This window comes from Pseudomonas sp. RP-B7 (genome assembly GCF_059803535.1).
Genome location: NZ_JAPFHC010000001.1, coordinates 104,266 through 128,542, shown reverse-complemented (window position 1 = coordinate 128,542; position 24,277 = coordinate 104,266). Strand labels below are relative to the sequence as shown.

Genomic DNA, 24,277 nt, shown 5'->3' with positions numbered 1-24,277 from the left:
CCCCAGCCCTCATGACAGGCATACCAATACCCGTCGGGCGTTCTAGAGGCCAAGCAACGTGCCCATGTCCACCATCAGTTGCACGCCCACTACAAAACCATCGCCGCTTAGCTCGCGGGCACCGGGGTTGTAGAAATTGTCCGGGTTGAAGATGTACTGCACCGAAGGTTCCAGAGCGATGTTTGGGGTAAGAGCGACATGGGCATTGGTTTCCAGTGCGTATACGTCACGCTGACCTAGACGCGTATCGCCGCCCGCCGCCGTCCGGCTTTCGCGCTGGAACTCCAACTGATGGTTGTTCAGGCGCAGGTAGCTGGCCTTGAGATTGAGTTTGTCCTGAGGCCTGTCGAAGGGGCCATAGTAAGTCAGGCCCACCTCGGCGAAGTGACGAAACGGCTGTCTGTCGTCGGCCGACACCGAGAGCGAGCCAAACGCCCCCAGTGCCTGTGGCGATGTCAGTTGCCCGGCATCTGCGCGCCAAAACAGCTGCTGGAACTTGAAGAAACCACCGGCACTTCCATGGTCGCTTTCGCCGGTAAGCGGGTCGATCTGGTTGGCGGTGTTCAGGTAGGCGTCGAGTTCATAATGCGAGCGGTAGGGGTCGATGCTTTCGTCTTGTTTAGGGCCGATCCCAAGCAGCAGCGTAGTGCCGCTGGCGTCATCGGTGCTGAAGTCGAGGCCGTGGCGCTTCTTGAGGTAGTCCACTGGGTTCGACTCGAAGGCGCCCGCGTGCAGGTAGATGTCTGGCAGCATCTGGTATTTAAGGTAGCCACCCCAGGTGCCGTATGGCGGCGGCAAGATACCTGTGGAGGCGTCGATGACCGGGTCGTTGCAGGTGACTACGGTTTCGCAGTTATAGATCAGGAAGTAACGCCGAGCGTTGGTCCGCCCGATATGGGTATCGAGGCGCCCGTCCAACCATTTTTGTTCCCAGGTGAGCAGGCTCAACTGATTGGCGCCAATGTCGTTATGCAGCGGTGCGCCACCGAAGTAACTGCCCACCGCACCTTGCCATGTCGGTCCGGTCGGTTGGCCGGTGCCACGGTCGAATATGAATACACTTTCCTCAACATGCAGCGAGGCGCCGTCGAGTCCAACGAGTTTGGCGAGATCAACATCGGCGCCTAGGAATAAGTCGCCGCTGTTGCCGAAGCGGTGTTCGCGCGGGCCGGTGTCCAGGTTCATCATCGACAAATTGGAGAAAATTGCATGAGGCTTCACGCCATTGAGCCGGAGCTGTTCACCAAGCCCGGCCAGCGGGCCGCTGCTGGAGCGCTCGGCTGAGTTTGCCGACAGGCTCAGGAGGCCGGCGCAAAAAAACGCCGGCAGAGTGCGAAGGATGTTCATGGTCAGGTACTCGTCTTGTTGTTTTATTGTGTGACGTTCGCCTATTCCCGCTTAGGCATTCCGGCGTTGTGGCCGGTCTGTTTCGATGCAGCGTCAGACGCAGAGATAACCGCCATCCACCGCCAGAACGGCGCCGGTGATAAAACTGGCGCCATGCCCACAGAGGAACACCGCGGCACTCGCCACCTCGATGGGCTCACCCCAGCGCTTCAGCGGTGTACGCCGCATGATTTGGGCAGTGGCGTCTTCATCGCTTTTGAGTCCAGCCCCCAGCGGTGTGTCGATCCAGCCGGGGGCGATTGCGTTGACCCGGATGCCTTGGGGGGCGTACTCGCAGGCCAACGACTTGGTCAGTTGCACGATGGCGCCTTTGCTTGCGCTGTAGGCCGGCCGGTCGGCAGAACCGAAGCTACTGAACAGCGACGCGATGTTGAGGATGCTGCCGCCCTGTTTCGCAAGAAGTGGTCGGGCCAATTCGCTGGCGTGCATGGTCGAGGTCAGGTTGAGGCGCAGCACCCGCTCGAAGGTGGCCAAGTCGTATTCAATGCGGTCGCGGCTAATGCCGGCGTTATTCACCAGGACGTCCAGGCGCGGCAGGGCAGCGAACTGGTGCTCCAGTCGTTGAGGGTCGGTGAGGTCAAGTTCCTGGCATTTGATACGGGGATGGTGTGGGGCGTTTTCGCCATTCGCGGCCAGGCCAAGGGCCAGGACTTGCGCACCGAGCTCGGCGAAATGAATGGCAATGGCGGCGCCGATGCCGGAGGTTCCTCCGGTGACCAGCACCTGCTGACCGGCAAACAAATTGTCCTGAAAAACCATGAGTGCTCCTTTAGGCGTTGGCCAAGGCTGGATTGGGGTTGACCAATATTTTGATCTGCGATTTGTCGCTGAGCAGTGCTTCGAAGCCGTGTTCCACCGCGTGCTCAAGGGATACGCTACGGGTCACCGCACGAGCCAGGTCGAGGCTGCCGTCGGCGAGCAGGGCAATGAGCTCGGGGTAGACGTCGCGGTAACCGACGCTACCGATCAAGCTCAGCTCTCGGTTGACCAGGTCGAAGGCGTCCAGTCGGATCTCGCCCATCAGGCCTACCAGGACCAATTTTCCTCCTTTACGCAGGCAAGTCAGGGCAGCATTGAGGCTGGTTTGGCTACCCGCGGCCTCGAAGACGCAGTCTGGAGCGGCACCTTCTTGCAGTTGCGCTGCAGCCAAATCACCTTCGCGTGCGTCGATGGCTCGGCTGGCACCGAATTCGCCGGCCAGGGCCAATCGTTCCGGGCTTATATCGACCGCTGTGATGTCCACCACGCCACGCAGACGAGCCAGCATGATCAGCAACAAACCGATCGGGCCGAGTCCAAACACGACACAGCGATCCCCGGGAGTCAGGCTGCTACGGCGCAGGGCGTGCAAAGCGACGGCAGCCGGTTCGAGCACTGCGGCTTGGCGTAAGCTGACGCCGTCAGGAAGGCGGTGCAGCATATAGGCGGGTACCAGCGCCCGTTCGGCGAAACCACCGTCGCCCATCAGACCGATGAACCCCATCGATTCGCACAGGTTATAGCTGCCCTCCCGACAGTAACGGCACTCGCCACAGCGGTACTCAGGCTCCACTGCAACTCGGTCGCCGATCTCCAGACTCGTGACGCCGGCGCCGATAGCGCTGATGACACCGCAGAACTCGTGGCCGAGTGTCAGGGGGGCGCGGCATCCCGAAAGGGGGTGGGGCTCGGTTTGGGGAATCGAGTGCGGACCATCCTGATATTCATGCAGGTCACTGCCGCAAATTCCGCAGTAGGCGACCTGCAATTCGACTTGACCTACTCCTGGCGCTTGGAGCTCAACGTTGCTCAGACGCAGGTCGCGGGCGGCATGCCAACGCAATGCTTTCATGGTTGGTTTCCTTGTAGAACATGGGTATCCAGGCCACTGCGACGAGCCAACACGGCAGGAGCGGTTTCCTGGAGGAACAGCGAGAGAAAGGCAGCAAGCAAGGCGCCGCCACAGGACATCCACATGACGATGGACATCCCAAAGCGGTCTGCCGCGAATCCGGCGATGGTGGGTGCGACGAAGCCACCGACCAACTCACCAAGGCCCATGATCATGCCCAGGGCAGTCGCGACGGCGGCGCGGGGTACGGTTTCGGCCGGAATGGTTGCCATAAATAGGGTGAAACAGCCTAACCCGGTGTAGGTCAGCAGCAGCAGAAGGCCGAGGCTGGTGGCGTTCGGTGCATAGAGCAGGGCCAGAGGGCAGCAGGCGGCCAGCAGGGAAAAGATCACCAGGGTTGGTCGACGACCGATGCGATCCGAGATCGCTGGAACGGCGAAGCCCCAGATCACCCAGGCGGCGCCCAGGCAACTCATCAGGTTGCCCATGGTTGCGGGGCTGAAACCACGGGTATTGACCAGGAAGATCGGGGTGAAAGAGATCAGTACGATGAACCAGGTGACGAACACACAGCTGATCAGGGTGCAGAGCAGGATATTGTGGCTCCTGAGCAGCGCCATGGGATTGGCTTTGGGGGCTTTGACGCTGGCTTTCGGCCCTCTTTCGAGGGGCTGATCGGGGCGCACATAACGCCAGATGAGCCAGGCGATGAACAGGCCTGGCAGCAGCGAAACGATGAACGCATGGCGCCAACCGAAGGATTCCGCCAGGGCCACAAGTACTGGTGGGCCGATGACTGCGCCTAGAAGCCCTGCCGCAGAGCCCTGCAGCAAGCCCATGTTCAGACCGCGTCGGTGCGGCGAGGAGGCTTCCACCATCAACGACTGAGAAAGCGGCAGAATGGGGCCTTCAGCGAGCCCCATGATGCCGCGGAACAACAGCAGGCTGAGGAAGCCGCCCACCAACCCGGACAACGCCGAGCATAACGAGAACAAGATCACTGCAGCCACGAGCAGCGACTTGCGCTTGCCTCGGCGGTCGGACCAGGCGCCCACCAGCGCACCAGACATCGCCCAAGCCAGTGCGAGCACCGAGGAGAGCATTCCCAGGTGGCTATTGCTCAATTGCAGCTCTTTCTGCAAAAAGGGAAACAGGAACGACAGCGCAAGGCGATCGAAGAAGACGAAGCCAAAGGTTAGAAATAGCACACCGAGGAGGACGTTTTCGTAACTGGCGTTTTTTTTGTTATGTGCCATGTTGGGCTCCAGGCCGGGCTCGCCGGCCAGCGGGGAAGGGCGCAATCGCTAGACGTGCGCACTTGGGATCAGCGGAACAAGGAATCGATATAAGCGGCGCCGACGCCGATCTTCTCGTAGTGCGCGCGGCACATTGCGATGTAGTCGTGGACATCGAAGAACCCATCCGGATTGCCCTTTTCGTCGAGCCAGATCAGTGGCCCCTTGACGATGAAGAACGCGCGCATTGGCTCTTCGTGTTCATAAGCAACCAGGGTGTGGCCTTCGCCGGGCGTCTCATACACGAAGTCGCCCGCGGTGGCAGTCCAGTCGTGTTCCAAATAGCCCCATTTGCCGCTGATGGTGTAGGCGAAAACCTCGTGGGGGTGGTAATGGCGGTTAACCAGGCCGGCGCTCGTCGCCATCAAGATGTCGCACCAGCGATTCTCACTGGGTGCGATCCATAGGGGCCGTGATTTCACGGTCTCGGTGAAGGGCACGTAGAGGCTCTCGTCTTCCGTCGGTGCATTGGGCAGATAGACTTCCGGCTTGGCGTCCGGCTTGAAGCAGTTAGGGATGGGTTGTAAGTCTTTCCAGAATTCACGGTTAGCGGCTTCGGGCATGATTGGCTTCTGTCGTTGTTGTCGGTGAAGCCGACTATAAACAGCGTGGGGAGGGCGGGTTTGACCTTGGCCGCCAAGATATTTGTGCTGTTCGGACACCGTCTGGCGACTGTTGGAGCTCTTCGCCCCCTGGCGGGGCAATCACGACAGAAGGCCGATTGACGGCAGCGATTATTAAGATATTAATAACAGGGCGCCCGGTTCGGTTGCCTGACTCCGGGACCCCCACGCAACGTTCGACGAGAAAAATAAAAATGTCCGAACATACCTTGCTTGAAACCCGGCGGGCCAGTACTCGGAATATTCCGGTGGAACAACGCCTGGCGTTCTGGGAGGACTACAACGCCTCGATGCTGGTTGGACTCAAATGTTCATCGCACTCTCCGCTTGGCTTCGCGGCGACACAGGACAATCTCTGTCTCGACCGCCTGCGGATGGCCCGGATCGGCGGCAATGAACACGTGATCGAACGCGATCGCTCTATGGTCCGCGCGGTTCCCAAAGAGTCGATCTTCGTTTCGCTGGTCCTGGGTAACCAGTCGTTTTTCTATCAGGACAACGGCTGCCACTTGCTACAGCCAGGTGAACTGGTGATCTACCGAACTGACAATCCGTACCTGTTCGGATTCTCCGGGCCAATGCGCCAGTTCATCTTTGATATCCCTCATGACGACTTTGCCGAGCGCTGCCTGCGCAACTTCAAGGGACCGCTTAAGTTAGGCGCCGAAACGTCGGTACAGCGCCTGCTGGTTCGCGCGCTCGGTGAGCGCACCGAGGATTTCTTCGATGCTCCGTGGGACGACGGCGCCGAGCGTTTCCAGGAAGAGATCTACGATCTGCTGGCAAGCATTATCAGCGACCACACAGGTGAGCATCGTGCCAGTGCATTGAGCGCGTCCTATCTGTTGGCTGCCAAACAGTACATTCAGGACCGTCTTGACGACCCGACGTTGAGCTGTGAACAAGTGGCCACGGTTGCTGGCATTTCCAGTCGCCACTTGACGCGACTCTTCGCTCAGGAAGGCGGGACTCCCAGCCGCTACCTGCTGGAAAAGCGTTTAGAGCGCGCTCATCACTTGCTCGCTTCGCCTCTGGGGCGGCGCCTGGATATCGCAGAAATAGCGTATCGCCACGGATTTTCCAGTCAGGCGCATTTCGCCCGCGCCTTCAAGGCCCGCTATGGGATGACGCCCAGTGACGTTCGTGCCCGTTGACCACTGCCCGGGTATAGAGGCCATCCTTGGCCCAAACAATCGCTCAGACGTCGACCGTCTCCGTCAGATGCGCCATCAGCCACTGGCGGAAGCGGTTGACGCTTTGCCTATTCGGGGCCCGGCCTTGGGGTTCCAGCAGGCAGAACTGTGCGTCGGTGCGCAGGATGGTTTGCGTCGGCCGCACGAGGTTGCCGGTTTGCAAGTGATTGCTGAGCAGGCCTGACCAGGCCAGGGCGATTCCCTGGCCAGCCAGCGCCGACTGAATCAGCATGGCGTAGCTGTTGATATTGATGCGCCGGCGAGGTTCTGGTGCGGGGTAACCCAGGCGCTGGAACCATTCTTTCCCGCCAATCCAGTCCCGGTGCTGGTCTTCCAGCCATAACCAGGTGCATCCACCCAATTGCTCCAGCGTTTCAATCCCAGGGTGCTGTGTCAGATAGGCAGGGCTGCATACCGGGAAAATCTCTTCGTTGAACAACGGCGTGACTTTCATGTTTTTCGGTGGCGTGCTGCAGTAATAAAGCGCCAGGTCACAGTCCAGCCGGGAAAAATCACTGACTTGATCTGTCGCGATGATGCGCAGGTCAATCTCCTCATTCTGGCGTTGGAACTCCGACACAAGCGGCAGCAGCCACAACGACGCCATCGCCGTACTGGTGACGACGGTGACTTGCTGCGCGCCTTGCCATTGGCGCATTCCTGCGGTGGCCTGGGCGATTTGCTGCAGCGTATCGCGGATGCTCTCGCAATACTGGCTGCCCGAGCCGGTGAGTTTTATTTCGCGAGTCGTGCGGGTGAACAGCGCCGTACCCAGATAGTCTTCGAGCAAGCGGACCTGGCGGCTGATTGCGCCTTGGGTGACGTTCAGTTCGCGTGCCGCCATGGTGAAACTCAAGTGGCGGGCGGCGGCCTCGAACGCCACTAGGCTGTTGAGGGGCGGCAAGGGTTGCAGTTTCATCAGGCTGGGTCACTGTCTTATAAGGGTTAAGCGCACAGATATTGTGCAGAAGCCAGTGTGCAGTGACTATCTTATTAGCGAGGTAAGGCTAAAGGTCAAGGACCAGGTCAGAAGTGGGCTTGCTGCAGCACAGTAAGCGCAGGCCTTTGTCGATTTCCCGTTGTCTGATACCGCCGTTGTGATTCATCTCCACCGTACCCTGTAGCAGGCTGGTCTTGCAGGTGCCACAAACGCCCTGGCTGCAGGATGAGGGCACGATCGCGCCGGCTTTCTTGGCGGCAGACAGCACGGTCTGATTGCTCGACATGCTGAACGTCTTGCCTGACCGCGACAGCGTCACGGTGAAGACGTCCTGCTGGTCGAGCGGAGCGGCTTGTTCGATCAACGGTTCTTCATTCAGCGCAGCAATGTCGAAGCTTTCTTGGTGGTAGTGGGCGAAATCGAACGCGGCTTCCCTGAGCAGCGACTTAACCGCTTCCATGTAACCTTGGGGGCCGCAGGTAAAGATTTCCCGTTCCTTGTAGTCCGGCACCTGCTGGCTCAGCAACGACAAGTCGAGCCGGCCTATCGGCTGCTGCCATTGAGCGGTGTCGCCGAGACCTTCGCAAACACTGATGACCCGCAACCCCGGCATGGCGGCTTGCATGCGCGTCAACTCCCCGTGGAAGATGATATCGGTGGGCGTGCGGGCGCTGTGCACAAACACGATGTCGAGGTTGCCGGCCATGTCGCAGGCGGCCCGGGTCATCGACATCAGGGGCGTTACGCCGGAACCGGCGGACAGGTACAACAACTTGGTCGCCGGATGGCCAACCGGTGTAAAGCTGCCCGCCGGCCCGGACGCCTTCAGGCTGTCTCCGGGCTTGAGGTTGTCATGTAGCCAGTTCGACACCGCGCCCCCCGGCACGCGCTTGACGGTAATGGAAAACGCAAACGGCCGGGTTGGGGAGGACGACAGGGTGTAGCAGCGAGCGACGGTCTGCCCGCTAATGACGGGTGAGATCGTGATGAACTGACCCGGCTCGAAACTCAGCGCGCTGAAGTCCGCACACCGAAAGACAAAGGTCTTTACGTCATGGGGTTCCTGGCGTACAGCGCAGCATTGCAGGGTTTTCTGTTCGCCGCTGTGCCACTGCGCGCCGAACGTACCCCAGGTGGTCGGGTCGGCAAAACGCTGGGCCGCGCTGGCGCTTCCAGGGCGCGTGGGGTTTTCGTAAGTCGTCATGTCCATTCCTCACACGCCATGGGCGGACAGACGCGCCGCGTACCAACGCAAGAACTGGTCGACATAGGTTTCGGTAAAGGCCGAGAACGGCCCGGGCGTGTAGGCAGGATCCTGGGTGCCGCTGTGGGTGATGCCGACGAGGCTGGCGTCCTGCAGGTTGGTCGCGACCCAGACTTCGGTCAGCTTATCCACCTGGTAATCGACGCCTTCGACGGCATCAGCATGGACCAGCCATTTGCTGCGCACCAGGGTCTTATCGGGCGCCAATGGGATGATGTAGGAGACCACGGCGTGGTCGCTCATGATGTGGGTCCACGAGTTGTGTGTCCAAAGATGCACGTCGCCCAAATCGCGGCGCGTGAGGTCGCCAAACAGCCGGGTGCACGCCACGCGGGTGTCCAGGGTCTGGGATTCGCCGTTGCCGGCAATGGCCAGTCGCTGTGAGCGGAATTGGGTCACAGCGTCTTCACCCAGGTGTTCGACGGCGTCGCAGATATAACCTTCGCGTTCCCAGTTGTCCTTGGTATCGGCATTGCGGCGGTGATACTCCGCCAGTGCCTGAAGTGAATCCTCGCCCAGTCCGTCGGTGCAGAAACCGAAATCTTCGGGCAGGAAGGAAGCGGTCAGCTCCGGGTGAGTGGCGGCGCAGTGATAACACTCACGGTTATTCTCGATCACCAGTTTCCAATTGCCGTTCTCGATGATTTCCGATTCGTAGGCGATCTTGGAGTGAGCAATGTCGTATTGGGCGAAGCGCGGTGTCATGACCTGGTCAAGGTACAGGATGTCTTCCGGCGGCTCGTCGCCCAGGCAGACGAAGACGTGGGTGCCGACCACCCGAGTGTTCACAGGGATCAAGCTTTTGCATGTTGGGTCGAAATCCTGGCCCATGTGTGCCGCATGTTTCAGGCTGCCATCCAGGTCGTAGGTCCACTGATGATAGGGGCAGACCAGCATGCCCACCGTCGACTTGCCGGCCGGTTTCAAGCGAGCCCCGCGGTGCCGGCAGACGTTGCGAAACGCCTGCACATGTTCGTCGTCATCGCGCACCAGGAGGATGGAGGATTTGCCAATGTCGATGGTCGAGACATCACCCGGTTCGGGGACGTCGCTGGTGACCCCCACCAAAATCCAATGTTTGGTGAAGAAGATATCGACGTCGGTTTCAAAAACATCCTGGCGACCGAACAATCCGCCAGGCATGCCATGGCCGGGCGTGCGGTCGGTCAGAAGTTCACGATGGGTTTTCACGGTATTAATTGTCATTATGGGTCTCGCTCAAACGCAAAGTTGATCAGGCGGCGAGTACAGTTTGGAAAGGTAGGATAAGGTCGTCAACGCGCTTTAATTTCACGCTTGCATAACTTTTCGCTATGCGTAGAAATCGGCTTTAAAGTCTTTTTATCAGTAGTTTAGGTAACTGTCATCGCGCAGCCAATCGATCAATGCCTGGGTAATAGGCTCAAGTTTCCGACCACTCGGGATAACCAGGTAATAAGCGTCTTTTGGCTTGACCACGTACGGTGTAATTCTGACCAGTTCACCACTGGTGAGTCGGTGCGCGATCAGTCGACTCCATCCCAGTGCAATGCCGTGGCCTTGAATAGCCGCCTCAATCGCATCGTTATAGGAACTGCAGCGAAACGAATAGTTGAGCTTGGGGCGCATATCGCCGAGTTCCCGGCACCAACGGTTCCAGGTCATCCAGCCTTCCAGGGTGGAATCCGAGTCAATCAGAGCCGTGTCCAAAAAATCTACAACGGATGAAGGGGCAGCGTTGGCGGCAAGCCAGACCGGCGAGCAAACAGGGAACACTTCTTCATCGAACAGGAAAACCGAACTTCCATCCTCCCATTTCCCGTTGCCGAAACGGACAGCCAGGTCGACGTCGTCCCGGTACGAACTGGGCGAGACCTGTTGCGTCAGCAAGCGCAACTTCAGCTTTGGTTGCAGGGTGCGCAGTGCAATCAATCGGGGGAGTATTCTCAAGTGAGAAAACGCTTCCGTGCAGGCGATGGTGACCTCCTGCTCTCCAATGCCCTCGGCAATTTTATCGAAAACACTGGCCATGCGATGAATGGACTCCGCGACGACCAGATGCAGGACGTAGCCTTCGTGAGTCAGCTTGATTGACCGATGAAGCCGATGGAACAGCTTGGTCTCCAGAGTATCTTCCAGCAACCGGATTTGTTTGCTGACGGCCGCTTGCGTCACGCCTAGCTCTTGGGCGGCCAGGGTGAAACTGGCCAAACGCGCCACGGCTTCGAATTCCAGCAACGCCGTCATCGACGGTATCAACCGCCGATAACCCTTGACCTTCTTATCGATATCGCTGGGTTGCATAGGTGTGTTCCAACGCCGTGCCTGTTGACTCAAGCCACCGAAGATACTCTTGCGGGCTCAGCAAGCACCGGGTGCGACAGGTTGTGCCCCAGCAGTGCCCGATACAGTTCGCCGTCGCCCAGGATGCCCAGGACAGTACCGGCCTCGTCCTGCACGATCAGTGGATGGCCCGTTTCATAGCGAATCTGCAGGGCGTCGCGCATGGTGGTAATCGGCGGCACGCAAGTGGGTTGTCGCGCCAAGGTTTCGATTCGCTCGGTCGGATTCCATGATTGGACGTGTGCGGCGGCGGCGCCTTTTCGAAGGCTGGCCAAATGACGCTGCGGATTCACCGCCATCCAAAAGTTTTGAGCCGTATCCAGGCAATATTCGTCGCGGACAAAAACGCACTGATCCAGCGGGGTCATCAAGCTTTTCGCGCACAGCACATTCAACGGGTTGGTGTGGGCGACAAAGTTGCGCACGTAGTCGTCGGCCGGGTTGAGTACGATCTCTTCGGGCTTACTGTACTGGATGATCTTGCCGTCTTTCATGATGGCAATGCGCGTGCCCAGCTTCAGGGCTTCGTCCAGGTCATGGCTGACGAAGACGATGGTCTTGTTCAGCTTGCGTTGCAGATCGAGCAACTCATCCTGCAGGCCTTGGCGGATCAGCGGGTCGAGGGCAGAGAAGGGTTCATCCATCAGCAGGATGTCGGCGTCCATCGCCAGGGCACGAGCCAGGCCGACGCGCTGCTGCATACCGCCGGACAGTTCGTCGGGCTTCTTGTTGCGCCATTGGGTCAGGCCCACCAGCTCCAACTTTCCATCCACCAGCGTGCGGCATTCCTTTTCCGACCGGCCCTGCATTTCCAGGCCGAAGCTGATGTTCTCGCGCACCGTCAGCCACGGCATCAGGGCGAACTTCTGGAACACCATGGCGATGCGCTGGGTGCGCATCATCTTCAGTTCGGCGAGGGGGCAGGAGGCGATGTCGATCTGTCGGCCTTCGTGTTCGACGAACAGCTTGCCGCGGCTGACGGTGTTCAGCCTGTTGATGCAACGCAACAAGCTGGATTTACCGGAGCCGGACAGGCCCATGAGCACGCAGATCTCACCTTTGTTGACCTCCAGGTTGGCTTTCTCCACGCCGACGATCAAACCGGTTTTCTGAAGAATCTCCGTCCGCGAAATGCCTTGGTCGAGCAGATCCAGGGCGGGCTTCGAACGGGCAGAGAAGATGACGTCGACGTCTTCAAAACGGATGATGCTCATACGTCACCTCTTTTTACGGCTTCGCGTTGTTTGCAGATTCGGTCGAGGATGATCGCCAGCAGCACGATCGCCAGGCCGGCTTCAAAACCCATGGCGATATCGGCGGTGTTCAGCGCGTTGACCACGGGTTTACCCAAGCCATCGGCACCCACCAGTGCGGCGATCACCACCATCGACAACGACAGCATGATGCATTGGGTGATGCCGGCCGCGATGCTCGGCATCGCATGGGGCAGTTCAATGCGCGCCAGCAGCTGGCGACGGGAGCAGCCGAAGGCCTTGCCAGCGTCCATCAGTTCGTCCGGAACGTCGCGAATGCCAAGGTAGGTCAGGCGGATGGGCGCAGCAATCGCGAACACCACCGTGGAGATCAGGCCTGGGACCACACCCAAACCGAAAAGGGTCAGGGTAGGGATCAGGTAGACGAAGGTCGGTACGGTCTGCATCAGATCAAGTACCGGACGCATCAGGGTGTAGAACATCGGCTTGTGCGCGGCCACAATGCCCAACGGTACGCCGGCGATCACGCACATGAGTGTGGCGAACGTCACTTGCGCCAGGGTCTCCATGGTTTCCTGCCAATAGCCAAGGTTCAATATCAGCAAGAATGAGAAGGTGACGAAAAGTGTCAGGCTGACCCTGCGTTGGATGTAATAAGCGAGGAACGCAAATATCGCGATCAAAGCCAGGGGGTTGAACCAAAAAAGGACGTGAGTCAGCGCAGTGATGGTCCCGGACAGCGCCAGCGATATCGCGTCAAATACGTCTGCGCCATGCTGCGTCAACCAATCGACATACCGGGCAATCATTTCGCCCAGGGGAAGTTTTTCTTGGGTAATCCACATATCACTGATCCGGCTGATGGAAAGAAATCGAAAGCCAGCGATCGTCCGGACGCAATTTCGCGTGCCAGGTTTGCAGGCAAGACAAAGCGACTGCGCGAGGCGTCGCGCGAGCAGTTATCGATGTTTGGGCAGGGGATGAGTAACAGCAGAAACATGTGACAAGGCCAGTCGTTCCGGTATTCTTTGGCCGAATGTGAAGGGATTTACAGAGGTGTGCACTGCAAGATTCATAATGGCGGCTCGTTGTTGTTTTGGTTTGGAGTCCGTTGCCTGTTAGAGATAGTCGTCCAGGTGCCTTTCGCTGACAAATCATTTTATGTCAGTACGTCATGATTTTTTATCATCAATGATTCGCCTTTCAGTAGCTGAAAAAGTCAATTAAATGTACTTTGGTGTACATTTAGACGCCATCATCGTACATTTGCGTCACGCATTATTGAAAAGGTAAGCAGGATGCCCCGGGTAAGAAAGGCGCATGGAAAGGCTCAGGATGCAGGTTGGCGGGGCTCACCGGAGGGGTGGCTGGAAGCGGCCTACGAGGCCCTCAAGGAGTCGGGAATCGATGCGGTTCGGGTCTTGCCGCTGGCCAAGCGCCTGGGCTTGTCACGCACCAGCTTCTACTGGTTTTTCAAAGACCGCGAGCAGCTGCTGGATGCGTTGCTTTCGCGTTGGCGAGAGACCAACACGGGGGCGCTGATACGGCAAAGTGAAAGCTATGCCGAAAGCATTTCCGAGGCGATTCTAAATGTGTTCGAGTGCTGGCTCAACCCGCAATTGTTCGACTCGCAGTTCGAGTTCGCGGTGCGCAGCTGGGCGCTTCAGTCCGCTGAAGTGGCCCAAGAGGTGGCTGTGGTGGACGAGCAACGGATGAATGCCCTGGCGAGTATGTTCAAGCGCTTTGGCTACGACACCCAGGGGGCTGACGCGAGGGCTCGAACGATCTATCTGACGCAGATCGGTTACATTACCATGAACGCCACTGAGTTGATCACCATACGCTTTCAGCGCATCCCACATTACGTAAGCATCTTCACCGGTAAAATCCCCAAGCCGCGTGAGCTGGATCGTTTCTACGGGCAGTTCGGTTATGCCGAAAAAGAGCCTGGGATTTTTGTTCCTTTGACCGAGACGTTCGAATGTAACGGCGATGATCAATGAGGCCGTGGGGATCATTGGCGGCACTGGCTGGTTGGGCGGCGCGATTGCCAAGGCAGTCCTGACGAAGGGATTGGTGCCCGCGGGCAACCTGATCATTTCCAATCGCTCGGGCAGCCACCCGTCGACACGACAAGGCCCTTGCCTGGTCACGAACAATCAGGATCTCGTCGATCGCAGCGATGTAATCATCATTGCGGTTCGCCCCGAGCATTTCACCAGCCTGAATATCAATGCGGCTGGCAAGACTGTTGTTTCCCTGATGGCCGGGATCAAGGCACAGGCGATCATCGAGCAGACCTCGGCTGCGATGGTCGTGCGTGCGATGCCCAGCGCGGTGGTGGAAATCGGGCAGTCCTTCACGCCTTGGTATTGTGCTGGAGAGGTAGAGGCGAAAACGAGAAACCTCATGCAACGCGCGTTCGAATGCGTGGGCACGGCAGCTGAGGTTCTGGAAGAGGACTTCATTGATTATCTCTCGGCGCTCTCGGGCACCGGTCCGGCCTTTCCGGCTTGTTGATGACGGCGCAGGCCAATCAAGCGATGCTCGCCGGCATCCCTTGCGACATCGCGCAGCTTGCGGCGAAAAATGTCGTAGTCAACAGCAGCCAATTGCTGGCGAGCCGCGACGCCCAGCAAATTATCGATGCGTTGGCCGTCTACCGTGGTGTAACAGCCGCTGCCTTGCAGGCGATGAGTGAGGGGCATTTCGAAGAACAGATTGGAAGGGCGTTGCAGGAAGGCGCTGCGGTTGCTCGCAAGGGCTTCAAGCTTGATAAAACGAAGCCCTTTTAAGGGGGCTTCGTTAGGCGTCGTATTTATTCCGCTTTGAAGCAGTACACCGCCAACTTGTTCCCATCCAAGTCACGAGCATAAGCTGCATAAGCATTGTCAGCCCAGCCTCGCGGGCCTGGCAGGCCTTCGCAAACGCCACCGTTTGCCAATGCGGTTGTATGGAAGGCATGAACCGCCGCGCGGTTCGGTGCTTCGAAACTGACGGTGACACCGTTGCCGATGGTGGCCGCACTGCCGTTGGCCGGGTTGAGGACAAAGAACGACGGTTTGTCGACGCCCCAGATGGAGCCGGTATCGGCGAGATCGGCAACACGCTTGAGGCCGATCTCTTTCAAGGTGGCGTCATAAAACGCACGTGCTTTTGCCAGGTTGTTGGTGCCGACGGTGACATGGGTAAAAACGGGCATCTTGGTTTCCTTTTCTATGGGAGTACTTGGATGATCGACCGAAACTCAGAAATGAATGACGGTGCGAATGCTTTGCCCGGTGTGCATCAACTCGAAGGCGTCGTTGATCTTGTCCAAGGGCATGTTGTGAGTGATGAAGGTTTCCAGCGGGATTTCCCCACGACTGGCCTTTTCCACATAACTGGGTAGCTCGGTGCGGCCCTTCACGCCGCCGAAGGCACTGCCGCGCCACACGCGACCGGTGACGAGTTGGAAGGGGCGGGTGCTGATTTCCTGGCCTGCACCGGCCACACCGATGATGATCGACTCGCCCCACCCCTTGTGGCAGCACTCTAGTGCTGCGCGCATCAGTTGCACATTGCCGACACACTCGAAGGAGTAGTCCACGCCACCGTCGGTGAGTTCGACGATGACGTCCTGGATGGGCCGGTCATCGTCCTTGGGATTGATGAAGTCCGTCGCGCCCAGCGCCAGGGCGACGTCGCGCTTGGCTGGGTTGATATCGATGGCCAGGATGCGACCGGCATTGGCCATCTTGGCGCCGATGATCGCGGCCAGGCCGATACCGCCCAGGCCAAAGATCGCCACGCTGGCGCCGGCTTCGACTTTTGCCGTGTTGAGTACCGCACCAATCCCCGTGGTCACCCCACAGCCGAGCAGGCAAACCCGGTCCAGTGGCGCGTCCTTGGAAATCTTCGCCAGGGAAATTTCCGGCAGCACCGTGTACTCGGAAAAAGTCGAACAGCCCATGTAGTGGAACAGCGGCTGGCCTTCGTAGGAGAAGCGCGAGGTGCCGTCGGGCATCAGGCCTTTGCCCTGGGTGGCCCTGACGGCCTGGCAGAGGTTGGTCTTGCCCGAGAGGCAGAATTTGCATTGCCGGCATTCCGCCGTATAGAGCGGGATCACGTGGTCGCCGACTTGCAGCGAGGCCACGCCTTCGCCGATGGACTCGACGACACCACCGCCTTCATGCCCCAGCACCGTGGGGAAAATGCCTTCAGGATCGCTGCCCGACAGGGTGAAGGCGTCGGTGTGGCAAACGCCGGTGGCGACGATGCGCACCCGGACTTCACCGGCCTTGGGCGGCGCCACATCGATGGTGACCAACCGCAAGGGTTCATTGGGCGCGAATGCGACCGCAGCCCTTGATTTCAAGGTCTGTGCTGACATGGAAGAGCCTCGTGTCGAATAGGAAAAATGGCCCCTGATCCAGGATCAGGGGCATGACTTCAGATGTCCTTGACCAGTCGCAACGCATCGTAGATGGCCGCGTGGGTATTACGCGCCGACACCGCATCGCCGATCCTGAACAGTTGGAATTGGCCTTCGGGGTTGGTCACGATGTTCTGGGTTTTCCCGGCGATCAGGTTGTGCTGTTCCACCGCGCCGTTGTTGCTCGAATGCGGGCGCAGGTCGAAGTACAGGTCGTCCAGGGGCAGCGTGCCGTGGTTGACCACCACCTGATCGACTACGCGTTGTTTGTGCACCTGGCCGTAGTCGCTGCCGAAGTTAGCCACCAACTGACCGTCGCGCTGCTCCACGGAGTCGACCCGGTAGGTGACCGTGAAGGTGACGTTCAGGTCTTGCAGGCTGCGCATGTACGGCACCAGGTTCATCGCCATCACCTCCGGCGCAAACGACCGGTCCGGCGTGACGATCTCTAGCTTCGCACCGCTGTTGGCGATGACCTCGGCCGCTTGTAGCGCCGCGTGGTCGCCCGCGTCGTCGAAGATCAGCACGTTCTGGCCGGGCTTGATTTCGCCGGAAATGATGTCCCAGGTCGACACCACCAGGTCATTGCCGTGCTTGAGCACTTCGGTATGGGGCAAGCCGCCCGTGGCGACGATCACCACGTCCGGCGCCTCGGCCATCACGGTCTCGGCTTCGGCCCAGGTGTTGAAATGGAATTTCACCCCCAGCCGTTCGCATTGCGCCATGCGCCAATCGACGATGCTGATCATCTCGCGCCGCCGCTCGCTCTGGGCAGTCAAGCGGATCTGCCCACCGGGCTGATCCGCCACTTCGAACACCGTGACGTCGTGGCCGCGTTCGCCGGCCACCCGTGCCGCTTCCAGGCCCGCCGGGCCGGTGCCGATCACCACCACCTTGCGCTTGACCGACGCCTTGGGAATTTCGTGGGGCATGGTGGTTTCGCGGCCGGTAGCGGCGTTGTGGATGCAGTACGCGGCGCCGCCCTGATAGATGCGGTCCAGGCAATAGTTGGCGCCGACACAGGGGCGGATTTCGTCTTCACGCTTTTCGATGATCTTGCGCACGATGTGCGGGTCGGTCATGTGCGCCCGGGTCATGCCGATCATGTCCACCTTGCCCGAGGCGATGGCGTGTCGTGCCGTGGCGACGTCCGGGATCTTGGCCGCGTGAAACGTCGGGAAACCGGTGGCCGAGCGGATCTCGCCGGCAAAATCCAGGTGCGGCGAGTTGCGCATGCCCTGGATCGGAATCACGTCGGTGAGGCCGGCATCGGTATCGATGTGCCCGCGCACGACGTTGAGGAAGTCTACCAGCCCGCTGTCCTTGAGCATGTGGGAAATCCGGAGGCCGTCGCTGGCACCGAAGCCGCCGGGCAGGTCTTCATCGCCGGTGTAGCGCACGCCGAGCAGGAAGTCTTCGCCACAACGCTGGCGGATGCCGCGCAGGATGTCGAAGGTGAAGCGCATCCGGTTTTCCAGCGAACCCCCGTAGGGGCCGTCGAGATCGTTGGTCAGTGGCGACCAAAACTGATCCATGAGGTGCCCGTAGGCCTGCAGTTCCAGGCCATCAAGGCCGGCGGCCTTCATGCGTTCAGCGGCATCCACGTAGTCCTTGATAATCCGGTCGATGTCCCAGTCTTCCAGTTTCTTCGGGAAGGCTCGGTGGGACGCTTCGCGGCGGTGGGACGGCGAGACGACCGGCAGCCAGTCGGCCTTGTCCCAGCGCGTGCGCCGTCCCAGGTGGGTCAGTTGGATCATCACCGCCGCGCCGTGTTCGTGGCACTCGTCAGTCAGGTCCTTCATCCATTTGACCACTTCGTCCTTATACGCCAGCACGTTGTTGAACACCGGCGGGCTGTCCCGGGAAACGGCGGCGGAGCCCGCCGTCATGGTCAGCGCCACGCCGGCCTTGGCGCGTTCGACGTGATAGGCGCGGTACAGGTCCTTCGGCATGCCGTCGACAGGATAAGCGGGTTCATGGGAGGTGGTCATGATCCGGTTTTTGAGGGTCAGGTGTTTGATCTTATAGGGCTGCAGCAGAGGATCGCTGGACATGGTGTTGCGCTCCGGGAACAGAACATCAGGCTTGGTTTTGACATGACGGTATGTCGAATGTTCATCCATGTCAACGATATAGGACATATGTGTACATTTTTTCTTGCGTGGCGGAAAAACCAGGATTACCATCCAGTCAAAACAGGGGTAGCCCGGCTCGTGCGGCCGGCCATCCCGCATCGATCCAGAGTGCAAGGGGGCTGTGCGAAGAACTATGAAAGTGCTCGTTGCGGTAAAGCGCGCCATCGACCCGAATGTGAAAGTCCGGGTGAAAGCCGACGGTTCAGACGTCGAGCTCAATGGCGTGAAGATGGCCTTGAATCCGTTCTGCGAAATCGCGGTGGAAGAGGCGATTCGCCTTAAGGAGAAAGGGCTGGCATCCGAAGTGGTGGTGGTCTCGGTGGGCACTTCGGTCGCCCAGGAACAACTGCGCACGGCATTGGCACTCGGTGCGGACCGGGCGCTGCTGGTCGAGACGAGTGCGGTACTAGAGCCGCTCAACGTCGCCAAGTACCTGAGCGAAGTGATCCATCAGGAAAAGCCGCAATTGATCCTGTTCGGCAAACAGGCGATTGACCAGGAAAACAACCAGGTCGGGCAAATGGTCGCGCAGTTGATCGGCAGCGGTCAGGCCACTTACGCTTCAGCCGTCAATCAGGTCGACGGGCAATGGGTCGTCGAGCGTGAGGTCGACGGTGGCAGCCAAGTGGTCGCCCTCGCCATGCCGGCAGTGGTGACCTGCGATCTGCGCCTGAATCAGCCGCGCTACGCTTCGTTGCCAAACATCATGAAAGCCAAGAAAAAGCCACTCGAAATCATTGCCGCTGACACCTTGGGCGTGAGTGTGAAGGAACACGCTCGATTATTAGCGGTTGTTGCCCCTCCCGTTCGCAAGGCGGGCATAAAAGTCGGTTCGGTAGCCGAACTGGTGGATAAATTGAAGAACGTTGCGGGGGGGATTTGATGCGCACATTGGTGATCGCCGAGCACAACGCCGGTCAGATGACGGCAGGTACGTGGAGTGCTGTGACCGCCGCAATGGCGTTGGGTACCGAGACGGATTTGCTGGTGATGGGCGGGACGGATGCGTCGACGGCGGCGCAGCAGGCGGCGCTGATCCAGGGCCTGGACCGGGTGCTGCTCGCACAAGGGACGATGTTCGAAAACGCCCTGGCGGAAAATATCCAACCGCTGATCACTTCACTGGTGGCCGAGGGGTATACGCACGTCGTTGCCGACGCCAGCAGCATGGGTCGCAATGTGCTACCGCGAGTAGCGGCCAGCCTGGATGTCGGTATGCTGTCCGACGTCACCCGGATCGTCTCGACGGACACGTTTCAGCGGCCTATTTATGCCGGCAATGCCATCGCCACGGTGCAGTCCCTCGACCCGATCAAGTTGCTCACCGTCCGCGCCTCGGCATTCGTTCAAGCCTTGGCCCATGAGCATCGCTGCAAAGTGGTGGCGGTGGCGGGCGGACAGAGCGTAAGCAACGTTCGCTTCGTCAGCGAACAACTGACGGCCAGCGAAAGGCCCGACCTGGCGAGCGCCCGCGTCGTTGTGTCCGGTGGCCGCGGCATGCAGAGCAAAGAGAATTTCGACCTGATCGAACGCGTGGCCGACAAGCTCGGCGGTGCCGTAGGGGCCTCCCGCGCTGCTGTGGATTCGGGGTTTGCGCCCAACGATTTGCAGGTCGGACAGACCGGGAAAATCGTCGCGCCAGAACTTTATATCGCCGCAGGTATAAGCGGGGCCATTCAGCATCTGGCGGGCATGAGTGGTTCAAAAGTCATCGTCGCGATCAACCAGGACGCTGAGGCGCCGATTGCGCAAGTGGCGGATTACATGCTGGTGGCGGACCTGTTCGAAGCACTGCCGGCGCTCGAAAAGGCGTTGTGAACGAGGCTTGAGTGAATCTATTAGCGCATCAACTCCGCCAAAAGGCGGGGGAGGGCCGACCGACCTGGAAACTCGACTGATCTGCCATAACTACAACTGTCCGCGCATCAAATGAAATCTGCTGCAAGGCGATGCCATTTGGCGCTCCTGATGGGAATGAATGCTTCTACTGCCCTGCCAATAACTATTAATACAGTCTGCGGAGATGCACATGATGACGTTATCCAATAAAACTTTTATCGGCTGGTTTGCGGGCCTTGCATTGGCCTGTGGCAGTCTGATCGCCCAAGCCGAGGAACCCACCCCCATTCGTATCGGTTGGGTGAATTGGTCAGATACGGAAATCGCCGTAAAGCTGGCGGACACGGCATTACGCGACCACTTAAAGCAACCGGTCAAATTGGTGCTGGCCGACATTGGTATTCAGTTCCAGGCCCTGGCTAATGGCAACATCGACCTGATCCCGATGGTCTGGCTGCCGAACACTCACAAGTCGTTCTATGACAAGTACAAAGACAAGCTCGAAGACCTTGGCGTGTTGTATGAAGGTCGGATCGGTATGGCCGTGCCAACTTCCATCCCCACCAGCGAACTGGCCAGTGTCGAAGACCTGAACAAGCCTGAAGTGCGGGAAAAGCTCGGCGGCAAGATCCTGACGTCGGAAGTGGGTAACGGCCAGTACAAGCTCACGGAAAAGGCCATCAAGGAATATAAGCTCGATGGATACAAGATGGTCGCCTCTTCAGAGTCCGGCATGTTGAGCGAGTTGGATCGCAACCTCAAACGTGACAAATGGTCGTTGATCAACGCCTGGAGTCCACACTGGATGTTCGCCAAGTGGCCGCTGCGCTACCTGGATGATCCGAAGCAGGTTTTCGGTGGCGCCGAGCAAATTCACGCGGTTGCCCGCAAAGGCTTCAGTGCCGAACACCCCGATGTCGCCCGGTTCTTCGCCAACTTCAAGATTCCCAAGGCTGACCTTGAGATGTTGATGTCGTCCGCCCGTGACAGTTCGGCGGACAAGGTCGTTGCAGAGTACTACGCCGCCAACAAGCCTCGTTTCGAAGCGATGTTCGGCAGCCAGACCGCTTCAGCTCCACCGGCCCAGTAATGGCTGTTGCCGTCCAATAGTTGTGTTGCCATCCGATGCCCTCGGTGGAAGGGCATCGGATGCATCGAACGAATATTCAGGCGATACCCTTGAAGACCACAACTTATCGTCGCTTTACTCTTGATGAAGCAATTGGCTGGGTGACGCACCTCTGCGAAGCGAAGGGCTGCTCACCAGCGGTTGCCCTCTCATTGGCCCACGCCACTGTGGCTGCGCAAGCGCGGCGTAACCAGGCCGTGGGGTTTCGCAACCTCGCTGATTATTTGCCGGGGTTTTTCTCCGGACGCATCAATCCACGCGCCGAGCCATACATCTCCTCTGCTGGCGCGATTATCTTCAATTCTGATGCCCAAGGCGGAATCGTCCAGCTTGGTGTCGACCGCTGTTTCGATTCGCTGTGCCACGCCGCGCAGGCCACTGGCATGGCCACGCTGAGCCAGCGCAATAGTTTCACCAGCGGTGAACTGGGTGACTACACGCTGCGGTTTGCCCCGACCGGGCTGATTGCATTGGCGATCGCAAACGGGCCGGCGCTGGTTGCCGTTCCTGTTGCCAAAGGCAAGACTACTCGACCAATCCGCTCTCATTTGCCGCGCTCTCGACCGATGGCATCCCCTTGCTGTTCGACCAGGCCGGCAGTGCCGCGGCATTCGTGAACATCGCCCACGCCGCTTCGACGGGCAGCGATATTCTCAAGAGCTGGGCGTTGGATCTGGAGGTAAACGGCACACGCAACGCCTTGGCGGCGCTGAGCGGTGCGTTTCTGCCTTTCGGTGGTCACCGTGGGGCCAATCTGATGCTCATGGTCAAGGTTTTGGCGGTGGGCTCACGGGCGCCAATTGGTCGCTGGATGCGCCGGCGTTCAACCAGGGAGCCAGACGCCTGGCTTTGGCCTGTTGATTCTGCTCCTGGCACCGGAATTCTTTTCAACGGGATTTGGGCAGCGGCTTGCCAGTCAAATGACCCGTCTGACGCAGATGGGCGTCCACAGGCCGGGATGGGAACGGCAACACGCAATGGTCACCTCGCAGGATGATGGGATCAGTGTTCCCGTTGACCTGCTGGAACAACTGAGCCGTCTGTAAGCCGGTTCGATACGTGGCTCGGTAAATGGGATCGAAAACGATGATGAACAGCAATGAAAATCCATCGTGGGACCAGGACATTATCAGTAGCGGCGACGTGCTCAGGCGTTCGCTTCAGAACGTCCTGTCTGGCAGCGGTTGCGATCAGGCGCAAGCACATGCCGCGTCTATAGATACCGCCCAATGGACGATCAGGAAGACGGGGGACATTTCAAACGCGCTGCCGGGCTTCCTGGAAGGACATTTATCCGAGGCGCTTGACGCTGCACCAGGAACCCATGGGGAACTGGTGTCGATACGGGATGCGTTGAGCACGCTCTTGCCTCATCTCACCTGGATAAACCGCCAGGCCCGGGCCGACCAGGACAGCGCTTTCGTGGAGCGGAATCGTCACGGGATGATCGCCGGCCCAGGAGGGTTATTTGAATGTTCCCCCTTGACCTTGGGGTTGGCGCTCATAATGCCCGAGACCTGCTATCCCTATCACCAACATCCGCCTGCTGAGTTCTACCTCGTTCTGTCGCCAGGGGACTGGTATCGGGAGAATGTGGGGTAGTGGAGTCAGGGGCAGGGGGTGTCGTTTTCAATCGCTGTCCTTTGTCCATGCGATGAAATCGACGCAGGCTCCCTCGCTGGCGTTGTGGGGTTTGATGCACGAGTGACTTGTTTTACAGGCAAACGAAATCGAATTATTGGAAGGTGATGTATGTCGGCTACCACCATGGGCGTCAAGCTGGATGAGCAAACCCGCACCCGGCTCAAGTCAGTCTCGGAAAAGTTGGATCGCACCTCGCACTGGTTCATGAAGAAAGCGATTTTGCAGCTGATTGAAAAAGTTGAAGCAGGGGCGTGCATTGAAGACGTTGTAGGCCCGGATACTTTGGAGAAGGACTCGCTGCGTCACAGCATCACCCTACGGCGCCATATGAACAGCGGTTCCTGAGATTTAGCCTGAGTGGATGAAATGAACAACAATAAATAACCCGTTTGACAACAGACTGACCTTATGAAAAGTAAAAGGCCGAGTGTTGGTTGGTGGTAGCGGCCAGGCAGAGCTCTGCGCCAAACATGCTGAGCTTTTGGAGGGACGACCCAGCAACGGGTGAAATTGTAAATCGACACCATCCGTTGAGCGGTGAAAGCCTGACCGGCAAGATCTTCGCGTTGCCCAAGGGAAAAGGGTCGAGCACCGGGAGCGCCGTGTTACTTAATGCGCTGCACACCATGCTCCGGCGGGAATAATATTGAACACGGTTGACGAAATTATCGTGCTCGGCGTGGTGGTTTTCGAGGAGCTCTTCCACCTCCATGGCGGCATGGAGGAGTTTCACTACCTCGACGATGTCATCGTCTATCACACGGTAGAACAGGATATGTCCTGGGCTTTTGACAGTCCCATAAGGTTGATTGGCCCGCTGGCTTGAGTTGAGGTGATAGCTGCGAAAGCCTGGGGATCGCTTGCAGCGCCGTAGGGATCTGCGCGCTGGTAGCGCTGGTGTGCTTGATCACCGAACTACGTCTGGGAGAGCATGAGAATGTCGACCATATCGGCGCGCGCCGCGGTGGATCCGATAGTGAGGAATGCTCAGTGTTTCTCTGGGGCAGGGAGGTTGCCCCTCAGGCTC

23 protein-coding genes and 2 pseudogenes are annotated in these 24,277 nt (G+C 58.9%); 11 read left to right on the top strand and 14 right to left on the bottom strand.

Going from position 1 to position 24,277, the window contains the following annotated elements; translation table 11 throughout:
* Positions 1 to 42: 42 nt before the first annotated feature.
* From OPU96_RS00580 to OPU96_RS00560, 5 genes are all read right to left on the bottom strand, one after another.
* The gene (locus tag OPU96_RS00580) at positions 43 to 1,347 is read right to left on the bottom strand and encodes a carbohydrate porin (protein WP_267863943.1); all 1,305 of its coding nucleotides are present in this window, start codon (positions 1,345 to 1,347) and stop codon (positions 43 to 45) included.
* A gap of 93 nt (positions 1,348 to 1,440) precedes the next feature.
* The gene (locus tag OPU96_RS00575) at positions 1,441 to 2,166 is read right to left on the bottom strand and encodes an SDR family NAD(P)-dependent oxidoreductase (RefSeq protein WP_267863944.1); all 726 of its coding nucleotides are present in this window, start codon (positions 2,164 to 2,166) and stop codon (positions 1,441 to 1,443) included.
* 10 nt (positions 2,167 to 2,176) lie between these two features.
* Positions 2,177 to 3,238, bottom strand: a complete 1,062-nt coding sequence (locus tag OPU96_RS00570; protein WP_267863945.1) for a 2,3-butanediol dehydrogenase — start codon at positions 3,236 to 3,238, stop codon at positions 2,177 to 2,179.
* Positions 3,235 to 4,494, bottom strand: coding sequence for an MFS transporter (locus OPU96_RS00565; RefSeq protein WP_498558477.1), 1,260 nt, complete (start codon positions 4,492 to 4,494; stop codon positions 3,235 to 3,237). Before OPU96_RS00565 ends, OPU96_RS00570 begins: the two co-directional genes overlap by 4 nt.
* 68 nt (positions 4,495 to 4,562) lie before the next feature.
* Positions 4,563 to 5,096 carry a 2,4'-dihydroxyacetophenone dioxygenase family protein gene (locus OPU96_RS00560; protein ID WP_267863947.1) on the bottom strand — a complete coding sequence of 178 codons (534 nt, stop codon included), beginning with the start codon at positions 5,094 to 5,096 and terminating at the stop codon, positions 4,563 to 4,565.
* Between the two features lie 254 nt (positions 5,097 to 5,350).
* Between OPU96_RS00560 and OPU96_RS00555 the strand changes: the two genes are divergently transcribed.
* A complete protein-coding gene (locus OPU96_RS00555) occupies positions 5,351 to 6,310 on the top strand; it encodes an AraC family transcriptional regulator (protein WP_267863948.1) in 960 nt (319 codons plus the stop codon).
* A 43-nt stretch (positions 6,311 to 6,353) separates the two neighbouring features.
* Here OPU96_RS00555 and OPU96_RS00550 read toward each other — a convergent pair whose 3' ends face one another.
* The 6 genes from OPU96_RS00550 to choW all read right to left on the bottom strand — a co-directional run bounded on the left by OPU96_RS00550 (position 6,354) and on the right by choW (position 12,934).
* Positions 6,354 to 7,268: a LysR substrate-binding domain-containing protein gene (locus OPU96_RS00550; RefSeq protein WP_267863949.1), complete on the bottom strand. Its 915-nt coding sequence runs from the start codon at positions 7,266 to 7,268 to the stop codon at positions 6,354 to 6,356.
* Between the two features lie 88 nt (positions 7,269 to 7,356).
* Positions 7,357 to 8,493: an FAD-binding oxidoreductase gene (locus OPU96_RS00545; protein WP_498558476.1), complete on the bottom strand. Its 1,137-nt coding sequence runs from the start codon at positions 8,491 to 8,493 to the stop codon at positions 7,357 to 7,359.
* A 9-nt stretch (positions 8,494 to 8,502) separates the two neighbouring features.
* Positions 8,503 to 9,759 (bottom strand): aromatic ring-hydroxylating oxygenase subunit alpha, encoded by a 1,257-nt coding sequence (locus OPU96_RS00540; protein WP_267863951.1) that lies wholly within the window; start codon positions 9,757 to 9,759, stop codon positions 8,503 to 8,505.
* 138 nt (positions 9,760 to 9,897) lie between these two features.
* Positions 9,898 to 10,836, bottom strand: a complete 939-nt coding sequence (locus tag OPU96_RS00535; RefSeq protein ID WP_267863952.1) for a LysR substrate-binding domain-containing protein — start codon at positions 10,834 to 10,836, stop codon at positions 9,898 to 9,900.
* Between the two features lie 29 nt (positions 10,837 to 10,865).
* Positions 10,866 to 12,089 carry a choline ABC transporter ATP-binding protein gene (choV, locus tag OPU96_RS00530; RefSeq protein WP_498558475.1) on the bottom strand — a complete coding sequence of 408 codons (1,224 nt, stop codon included), beginning with the start codon at positions 12,087 to 12,089 and terminating at the stop codon, positions 10,866 to 10,868.
* Complete coding sequence (gene choW, locus OPU96_RS00525) at positions 12,086 to 12,934, bottom strand: choline ABC transporter permease subunit (RefSeq protein WP_267863954.1); 849 nt, start codon at positions 12,932 to 12,934, stop codon at positions 12,086 to 12,088. Before choW ends, choV begins: the two co-directional genes overlap by 4 nt.
* Positions 12,935 to 13,387: 453 nt before the next feature.
* Here choW and OPU96_RS00520 point away from each other — a divergent pair, with 453 nt between their 5' ends.
* Both OPU96_RS00520 and OPU96_RS00515 read left to right on the top strand, forming a co-directional pair.
* On the top strand, positions 13,388 to 14,092 hold the full coding sequence (locus OPU96_RS00520) for a TetR/AcrR family transcriptional regulator (protein WP_267863955.1): 705 nt from the start codon (positions 13,388 to 13,390) through the stop codon (positions 14,090 to 14,092).
* Positions 14,082 to 14,884: pseudogene (locus OPU96_RS00515) on the top strand (pyrroline-5-carboxylate reductase family protein). Before OPU96_RS00520 ends, OPU96_RS00515 begins: the two are co-directional and overlap by 11 nt.
* 23 nt (positions 14,885 to 14,907) lie before the next feature.
* On the opposite strand, the gene OPU96_RS00510 reads toward OPU96_RS00515, so the two are convergent.
* From OPU96_RS00510 to OPU96_RS00500, 3 genes are read right to left on the bottom strand one after another with little or no spacing between them, the layout of a single operon-like run.
* Entirely contained in the window at positions 14,908 to 15,291 is a 384-nt protein-coding gene (locus OPU96_RS00510; RefSeq protein ID WP_267863956.1) for a VOC family protein, read from the bottom strand.
* A gap of 45 nt (positions 15,292 to 15,336) precedes the next feature.
* Positions 15,337 to 16,461 (bottom strand): S-(hydroxymethyl)glutathione dehydrogenase/class III alcohol dehydrogenase, encoded by a 1,125-nt coding sequence (locus OPU96_RS00505; protein WP_267863957.1) that lies wholly within the window; start codon positions 16,459 to 16,461, stop codon positions 15,337 to 15,339.
* Between the two features lie 59 nt (positions 16,462 to 16,520).
* The gene (locus tag OPU96_RS00500) at positions 16,521 to 18,557 is read right to left on the bottom strand and encodes an NADH:flavin oxidoreductase (RefSeq protein ID WP_267863958.1); all 2,037 of its coding nucleotides are present in this window, start codon (positions 18,555 to 18,557) and stop codon (positions 16,521 to 16,523) included.
* Positions 18,558 to 18,771: 214 nt separating this feature from the next.
* Here OPU96_RS00500 and OPU96_RS00495 point away from each other — a divergent pair, with 214 nt between their 5' ends.
* From OPU96_RS00495 to OPU96_RS00460, 8 genes and pseudogenes are all read left to right on the top strand, one after another.
* Positions 18,772 to 19,521, top strand: a complete 750-nt coding sequence (locus OPU96_RS00495) for an electron transfer flavoprotein subunit beta/FixA family protein (protein WP_267863959.1) — start codon at positions 18,772 to 18,774, stop codon at positions 19,519 to 19,521.
* On the top strand, positions 19,521 to 20,456 hold the full coding sequence (locus OPU96_RS00490) for an electron transfer flavoprotein subunit alpha/FixB family protein (protein WP_267863960.1): 936 nt from the start codon (positions 19,521 to 19,523) through the stop codon (positions 20,454 to 20,456). The genes OPU96_RS00495 and OPU96_RS00490 overlap by 1 nt, the downstream gene beginning before the upstream one ends.
* Positions 20,457 to 20,667: 211 nt before the next feature.
* Complete coding sequence (locus OPU96_RS00485) at positions 20,668 to 21,567, top strand: glycine betaine ABC transporter substrate-binding protein (RefSeq protein ID WP_267863961.1); 900 nt, start codon at positions 20,668 to 20,670, stop codon at positions 21,565 to 21,567.
* Positions 21,568 to 21,602: 35 nt separating this feature from the next.
* Positions 21,603 to 22,603 (top strand): annotated as a pseudogene (locus OPU96_RS00480) (Ldh family oxidoreductase).
* 92 nt (positions 22,604 to 22,695) lie between these two features.
* The gene (locus OPU96_RS00475) at positions 22,696 to 23,208 is read left to right on the top strand and encodes a dimethylsulfonioproprionate lyase family protein (protein WP_267863964.1); all 513 of its coding nucleotides are present in this window, start codon (positions 22,696 to 22,698) and stop codon (positions 23,206 to 23,208) included.
* Between the two features lie 150 nt (positions 23,209 to 23,358).
* The gene (locus OPU96_RS00470; protein WP_267863965.1) at positions 23,359 to 23,595 is read left to right on the top strand and encodes a transcriptional regulator; all 237 of its coding nucleotides are present in this window, start codon (positions 23,359 to 23,361) and stop codon (positions 23,593 to 23,595) included.
* Positions 23,596 to 23,720: 125 nt separating this feature from the next.
* Positions 23,721 to 23,894: an aconitase X swivel domain-containing protein gene (locus tag OPU96_RS00465; protein WP_498558474.1), complete on the top strand. Its 174-nt coding sequence runs from the start codon at positions 23,721 to 23,723 to the stop codon at positions 23,892 to 23,894.
* A gap of 2 nt (positions 23,895 to 23,896) precedes the next feature.
* A complete protein-coding gene (locus OPU96_RS00460) occupies positions 23,897 to 24,076 on the top strand; it encodes a hypothetical protein (RefSeq protein WP_267863966.1) in 180 nt (59 codons plus the stop codon).
* The last annotated feature ends 201 nt before the right edge of the window (positions 24,077 to 24,277 follow it).

What these genes read in the sequence shown, in the direction of transcription:
- OPU96_RS00580 (WP_267863943.1), bottom strand. Translation starts at nt 1,347, where the DNA reads ATGAACATCCTTCGCACTCTGCCGGCGTTTTTTTGCGCCGGCCTCCTG.
- OPU96_RS00575 (WP_267863944.1), bottom strand. Translation starts at nt 2,166, where the DNA reads ATGGTTTTTCAGGACAATTTGTTTGCCGGTCAGCAGGTGCTGGTCACC.
- OPU96_RS00570 (WP_267863945.1), bottom strand. Translation starts at nt 3,238, where the DNA reads ATGAAAGCATTGCGTTGGCATGCCGCCCGCGACCTGCGTCTGAGCAAC.
- OPU96_RS00565 (WP_498558477.1), bottom strand. Translation starts at nt 4,494, where the DNA reads ATGGCACATAACAAAAAAAACGCCAGTTACGAAAACGTCCTCCTCGGT.
- OPU96_RS00560 (WP_267863947.1), bottom strand. Translation starts at nt 5,096, where the DNA reads ATGCCCGAAGCCGCTAACCGTGAATTCTGGAAAGACTTACAACCCATC.
- OPU96_RS00555 (WP_267863948.1), top strand. Translation starts at nt 5,351, where the DNA reads ATGTCCGAACATACCTTGCTTGAAACCCGGCGGGCCAGTACTCGGAAT.
- OPU96_RS00550 (WP_267863949.1), bottom strand. Translation starts at nt 7,268, where the DNA reads ATGAAACTGCAACCCTTGCCGCCCCTCAACAGCCTAGTGGCGTTCGAG.
- OPU96_RS00545 (WP_498558476.1), bottom strand. Translation starts at nt 8,493, where the DNA reads ATGACGACTTACGAAAACCCCACGCGCCCTGGAAGCGCCAGCGCGGCC.
- OPU96_RS00540 (WP_267863951.1), bottom strand. Translation starts at nt 9,759, where the DNA reads ATGACAATTAATACCGTGAAAACCCATCGTGAACTTCTGACCGACCGC.
- OPU96_RS00535 (WP_267863952.1), bottom strand. Translation starts at nt 10,836, where the DNA reads ATGCAACCCAGCGATATCGATAAGAAGGTCAAGGGTTATCGGCGGTTG.
- choV (WP_498558475.1), bottom strand. Translation starts at nt 12,089, where the DNA reads ATGAGCATCATCCGTTTTGAAGACGTCGACGTCATCTTCTCTGCCCGT.
- choW (WP_267863954.1), bottom strand. Translation starts at nt 12,934, where the DNA reads ATGTGGATTACCCAAGAAAAACTTCCCCTGGGCGAAATGATTGCCCGG.
- OPU96_RS00520 (WP_267863955.1), top strand. Translation starts at nt 13,388, where the DNA reads ATGCCCCGGGTAAGAAAGGCGCATGGAAAGGCTCAGGATGCAGGTTGG.
- OPU96_RS00510 (WP_267863956.1), bottom strand. Translation starts at nt 15,291, where the DNA reads ATGCCCGTTTTTACCCATGTCACCGTCGGCACCAACAACCTGGCAAAA.
- OPU96_RS00505 (WP_267863957.1), bottom strand. Translation starts at nt 16,461, where the DNA reads ATGTCAGCACAGACCTTGAAATCAAGGGCTGCGGTCGCATTCGCGCCC.
- OPU96_RS00500 (WP_267863958.1), bottom strand. Translation starts at nt 18,557, where the DNA reads ATGTCCAGCGATCCTCTGCTGCAGCCCTATAAGATCAAACACCTGACC.
- OPU96_RS00495 (WP_267863959.1), top strand. Translation starts at nt 18,772, where the DNA reads ATGAAAGTGCTCGTTGCGGTAAAGCGCGCCATCGACCCGAATGTGAAA.
- OPU96_RS00490 (WP_267863960.1), top strand. Translation starts at nt 19,521, where the DNA reads ATGCGCACATTGGTGATCGCCGAGCACAACGCCGGTCAGATGACGGCA.
- OPU96_RS00485 (WP_267863961.1), top strand. Translation starts at nt 20,668, where the DNA reads ATGATGACGTTATCCAATAAAACTTTTATCGGCTGGTTTGCGGGCCTT.
- OPU96_RS00475 (WP_267863964.1), top strand. Translation starts at nt 22,696, where the DNA reads ATGAACAGCAATGAAAATCCATCGTGGGACCAGGACATTATCAGTAGC.
- OPU96_RS00470 (WP_267863965.1), top strand. Translation starts at nt 23,359, where the DNA reads ATGTCGGCTACCACCATGGGCGTCAAGCTGGATGAGCAAACCCGCACC.
- OPU96_RS00465 (WP_498558474.1), top strand. Translation starts at nt 23,721, where the DNA reads ATGCTGAGCTTTTGGAGGGACGACCCAGCAACGGGTGAAATTGTAAAT.